4 protein-coding genes are annotated in these 4,911 nt (G+C 65.0%); 3 read left to right on the forward strand and 1 reads right to left on the reverse strand.

What is annotated here, in order from left to right; all coding sequences use genetic code 11:
* A partial coding sequence (locus EN964_RS24265; RefSeq protein WP_164775965.1) for a serine hydrolase occupies positions 1–1,020 on the forward strand: 1,020 nt, incomplete at its 5' end.
* A 127-nt stretch (positions 1,021–1,147) separates the two neighbouring features.
* Positions 1,148–3,475, forward strand: coding sequence for a Tex family protein (locus EN964_RS24270; protein WP_127271550.1), 2,328 nt, complete (start codon positions 1,148–1,150; stop codon positions 3,473–3,475).
* On the opposite strand, the gene EN964_RS24275 is transcribed toward EN964_RS24270, so the two are convergent.
* Entirely contained in the window at positions 3,476–4,387 is a 912-nt protein-coding gene (locus EN964_RS24275; protein WP_127268850.1) for a LysR family transcriptional regulator, read from the reverse strand. It abuts the gene before it with no gap.
* A gap of 138 nt (positions 4,388–4,525) precedes the next feature.
* Here EN964_RS24275 and EN964_RS24280 point away from each other — a divergent pair.
* Positions 4,526–4,911 (forward strand): acyl-CoA dehydrogenase family protein (locus tag EN964_RS24280; protein ID WP_206528753.1); only part of this gene is annotated, 386 nt, incomplete at its 3' end.

A 4,911-nucleotide genomic window follows, 5' to 3' on the forward strand; every position in this document is an offset into this window, starting at 1 on the left:
CCCGTGCGCGATATGGGCGGCCTGCTCGGCGAAAAGGTCGCGATCGCCGGCACATCGGAGACAGTGGCTGAATTTCTCGCGCGTTCGAGCACCGACGCACTGACGGTGATGAAAGACGGCAAGATCGTCGGCGACTGGTTCGCCCCGCATATGGATTTCGGCGCCCGCCACATCATCTTTTCGATCAGCAAGTCGCTGACCGCCATCATTGCCGGCATTCTGGAAGGCGAGGGCGTATTCGACCCGGAAGCGCCGGTGACGGCCTACATCCCTGAAGCCGCCGGCTCGGCCTATGGCGATGCGAGCGTGCGGCATGTGCTCGACATGAGCGTCAGCCTCGATTTCGAGGAAGCCTATCTCGATCCGGAGAGCGCTTTCGCCCGCTATCGTCGCGCCACGCTGTGGAATCCGGGCGGCGGCACGGAGAGCCTGCGCGAATTCATTTTGACCTTGCAACGCCTTGCAGAGCCGCATGGCCAGACCTTCCGCTACCGCTCGCCGAATTCCGACCTGCTCGGACTGCTGCTCGAGCGCGCGTCGGGCCAGCGGTTCACCGACCTGATGCGCGAGAAGCTGTGGCTGCCGCTCGGCGCTGTCGGCGAAGCCTCGATCGGCGTCGACATGGAAGGCACGGCGCGCACGGCCGGCGGTATTTCGGTGACGCCGCGCGACCTGGCGCGTGTTGGCGAGATGATGCGGCAAGGCGGGGTGGCCAATGGCCGCCGCATCGTGCCGGAAGCCTGGGTGCGCGATACGGTTGCTAGCGGCGGCAGTTCCGACGCTTGGCAGCGCGGCGCGATGCAGCCGCTGTTCCCGAAGGGCCGCTATCGCAACAAATGGTACCAGACGGGCTTGCCGAACGGCGCCTATTGCGGCATCGGCATTCATGGCCAGTGGCTGTATGTCGATCCCAGGACCAAAGTGGTGATCGCCAAGATGTCGTCGCAGCCCGAGCCGGTCGACGATCCGCTCGATGTCGAGATCGTCGCCTTCTTCGAGGCGCTGAGCCGGATGGTCTGATCCTCGCTTGGCCGCCACATTAGCGCGCGCTTTCCTGTGGACCCGCCGGGCTCATGGAAACGCGGCGGTTGGCGGACCGGACGTCTGCGCCTATGGTCGCCGCTCTTTGGACGAGAGCAGGTACGACATGGCATCCGACATCAAGCGCATTGCAGCCATCATCGCGGCCGAGATCAGCGCGCGGCCCGAACAGGCGGCCGCGGCGATTGAACTGCTCGATGAGGGCGCGACAGTGCCGTTCGTGGCGCGCTACCGCAAGGAAGTCACCGGCGGGCTCGACGACACGCAATTGCGCGATCTTGCCGAACGCCTTGCCTATCTGCGTGAGCTCGATGCGCGCCGCGACAGCATCCTTGGCTCGATCCGCGAACAGGGCAAGCTGACCGAGGAGCTTGAAGGCAAGATCGTCGCCGCCAGCACCAAGGCGGAACTTGAGGACATCTACCTGCCCTACAAGCCCAAGCGCCGGACCAAGGCCGAGATCGCCAGGGAGCGCGGGCTGGGGCCGCTGGCCGAAGCCATCTTGGCGAACCGCTCATTGGTGCCTGCCGAACTGGCACTGGCCTATGTCAGCGAAGAGGTGGCCGATACCAAGGCAGCGCTCGAAGGGGCGCGCGACATCCTGTCGGAACAATTCGCCGAGAATGCCGATCTGGTCGGAAAATTGCGCAGCTACATGAAGGAGCGCGCCTTCATGCGCGCCAGGGTGGTCGACGGCAAGCAGGAAGCCGGTGCGAAATTCTCCGACTATTTCGACCATGTCGAGCGCTGGGCAAATGTGCCGAGCCATCGCGCGCTGGCGATGCTGCGTGGCCGCAACGAGGAGGTGCTTTCGCTCGACATCGAGGTCGATGCCGATGATACGTCGCCGGTGAAGCCGGTCGAGCGGATGATCGCCAATGCCTATGCCATCGGAGGCAGCCTGCCGGGTGACCGCTGGCTGATGGAGGTGGCGGGCTGGACCTGGCGGATAAAACTGTCGCTGCACCTGACTCTCGATTTGATGCGCGACCTGCGCGAGCGGGCCGAGGAAGAGGCGATCCATGTGTTCGCCCGTAACCTCAAGGATTTGCTGCTGGCGGCGCCCGCCGGTTCGCGCGCCACTATGGGGCTCGACCCCGGCATCCGCACCGGCGTCAAGGTGGCGGTGGTCGACGGCACTGGCAAGGTGCTGACCACGACGACCGTCTACCCGTTCCCGCCCAGGAATGATGTGCGCGGCACGCAGGCGGAGCTCGCCAAGCTCATCCGGCTGCACAAGGTCGAGCTGATTTCGATCGGCAACGGCACCGGCAGCCGCGAGACGGAAAAGCTGGTCGCCGACATGCTGTCCGACATGCCGGCGGATGGTGGTCCGAAGCCCCTGAAGGTGATCGTCAGCGAGGCCGGCGCCTCGGTCTATTCGGCATCGGCGACGGCGGCGGCGGAATTCCCCGGCCTCGACGTGTCGTTGCGCGGTGCCGTCTCGATTGCCCGGCGGCTGCAGGATCCGCTGGCAGAACTGGTCAAGATCGAGCCCAAATCGATCGGCGTCGGCCAGTACCAGCACGATGTCGACCAGTACCGTCTCGGCCGCTCGTTGGAGGCGGTGGTGGAAGACGCGGTCAACGCCGTCGGCGTCGATCTCAACACCGCCTCGGCGCCACTGCTGGCGCGCGTTTCAGGTCTCGGCGCGTCTCTGGCCGACGCGATCGTCGCCCATCGCGATGCGACCGGGCCCTTCGCCAGCCGGAAAGATCTGCTCAAGGTGCCGCGGCTCGGACCTCGGGCCTTCGAACAATCCGCCGGTTTCCTGCGCATCGCCAATGGCAGCGAACCGCTCGATGCCTCCTCTGTGCATCCGGAAGCTTACGGCGTGGCGAAGAAGATCGTCGCCGCCTGCGGGCGCGATGTGCGGTCGTTGATGGGCGATAGTGCCGCGCTGAAGGCACTCGACCCGCGCGTCTTCGTCGACGAGCGTTTCGGCCTGCCGACGGTGCGCGACATCCTGGCGGAGCTGGAAAAACCGGGCCGCGACCCGCGCCCGGGCTTCAAGACGGCGACCTTCGCCGACGGCATCGACGACATCAAGGATCTGAAGCCCGGCATGCTGCTCGAAGGCACGGTCACCAATGTGGCCGCCTTCGGCGCCTTTGTCGATATCGGAGTGCATCAGGACGGGCTGGTGCATGTCTCGCAACTGGCCGACCGGTTCATCAAGGACGCGCATGAGGTGGTCAAGGCCGGCGATGTGGTCAAGGTGCGGGTCGTCGACGTCGACATCAAGCGCAAGCGCATCGCGCTTTCCATGCGCAAGGATGGCGGCGAGGGTGGCGCACCGCGTGGCGGGCCACGCGACAATGGTGGCGGCAGGCCGGCACCACGTTCGCCGGCACCGCAGCAACGCCAGCCGGAGCGGCCGGCACAGCAAGGCGCATTCGGTGCTGCCTTGGCGGATGCGCTGAAGCGGAAGTAGCTACCACGCCAGAACGGCCGGCTCCTTCTCGACCTGGCCCAGCAGCCAGTCGCGAAAACTGGCGACTGGCGGATGGCCTCGCTTGTCGTGTGGGACGACGAGATAGTAGGCGCTGCGGCTTTGCATGGGCCGGCCTGGCGCCGGCACCAGCTGGCCGCGCTGCAATTCACCTGCAATGAGGATCAGCGGCAGCAGCGCCACGCCGAGCCCCGCCATGCAGGCCTGGGCGGCGGTGCCGAACTGCTCGAACTGCATGCCGGGCCCGGTCGGCGCGCTCAGGCCCTGATGCTCGAACCATTCGGTCCAGGCGCCAGGACGCGTCGCCATGTGCAGCAGCGGCAGGCGGCCGATATCGGCCGGTGAGGCGATGGCGCGGCCGGCGAGGAATTCGGGCGACACGACCGGCGCCACGGTTTCGCGCACCAACAGTGTCGAGTCGGCCTCAGGCCAGTCCGGCAGGCCATAGTGGATGGCGGCATCCAGCCTCTCCCTGGCAAAGTCGAAGCGGCCGACGCGAGTGACGAAATTGATGGTGATATCGGGATTGCTTTCGACGAAATCGGGGATCATCGGCATCAGCCAGCGCGTGCCGAAGGTCGGCAGAATGGCAAGGTTCAGGATGCCGCTATGCCGATTGCTCATCAATCCAAGGGCTGCGTCACGCAACTGGCCAAGTGCCGAACGCACCGCCTCGGCGTAGATTTCGCCCGATGTCGACAGCCTGACATTGCGGCTGTCGCGTTCGAACAGCCGGCGGCCGAATTGGTCTTCAAGCGATCTGATCTGCCGGCTGACTGCGCCCTGGGTCAAATCGAGCTCCTGGGCGGCAGCGGTGAAACTGCCCAGCCGGGCCACAGCCTCGAAGGCGGCAAGGGCGCTTATGTTGGGCAAAAGGCGGCGTTGGACACTCATGACCCATTCCTAGAGCTCATTGATCGGTGAATCAATTTCGTTTGATTTTTTCGAGGCGCAGGCCGATAGAACGGGCCAACATTTTGCTTCATGCATGTCATCGTTTTGAGCGACATGCATTGGTTTGGGAGAAACGCGATGGCCGCCGACAAGAACGCATTCGTCTGGGAAGATCCGTTCCTGATCGAGGGCCAGCTTTCGGAAGACGAGCGCATGGTGCGCGACGGCGCGGCCGCCTTCGCCGCCGACAGACTGGCGCCGCGGATCGAGGACGCCTACCTCAACGAAACTTTCGATGCCGCGATCTTCCGCGAAATGGGCGAGGCCGGCCTGCTCGGCATCAACATCCCCGAGGAATTCGGCGGGCTTGGCGCGAACTACGTCACCTATGGGCTGGTCGCGCGGGAAGTCGAACGTGTCGACTCGGGTTATCGCTCGATGATGTCAGTGCAGTCGTCGCTGGTGATGTACCCGATCTACGCCTATGGCTCGGACGAACAGCGCAGGAAGTACCTGCCCAAGCT

It is taken from the genome of Mesorhizobium sp. M7A.F.Ca.CA.001.10.2.1 (assembly GCF_003998575.1).
Taxonomy (GTDB): domain Bacteria; phylum Pseudomonadota; class Alphaproteobacteria; order Rhizobiales; family Rhizobiaceae; genus Mesorhizobium.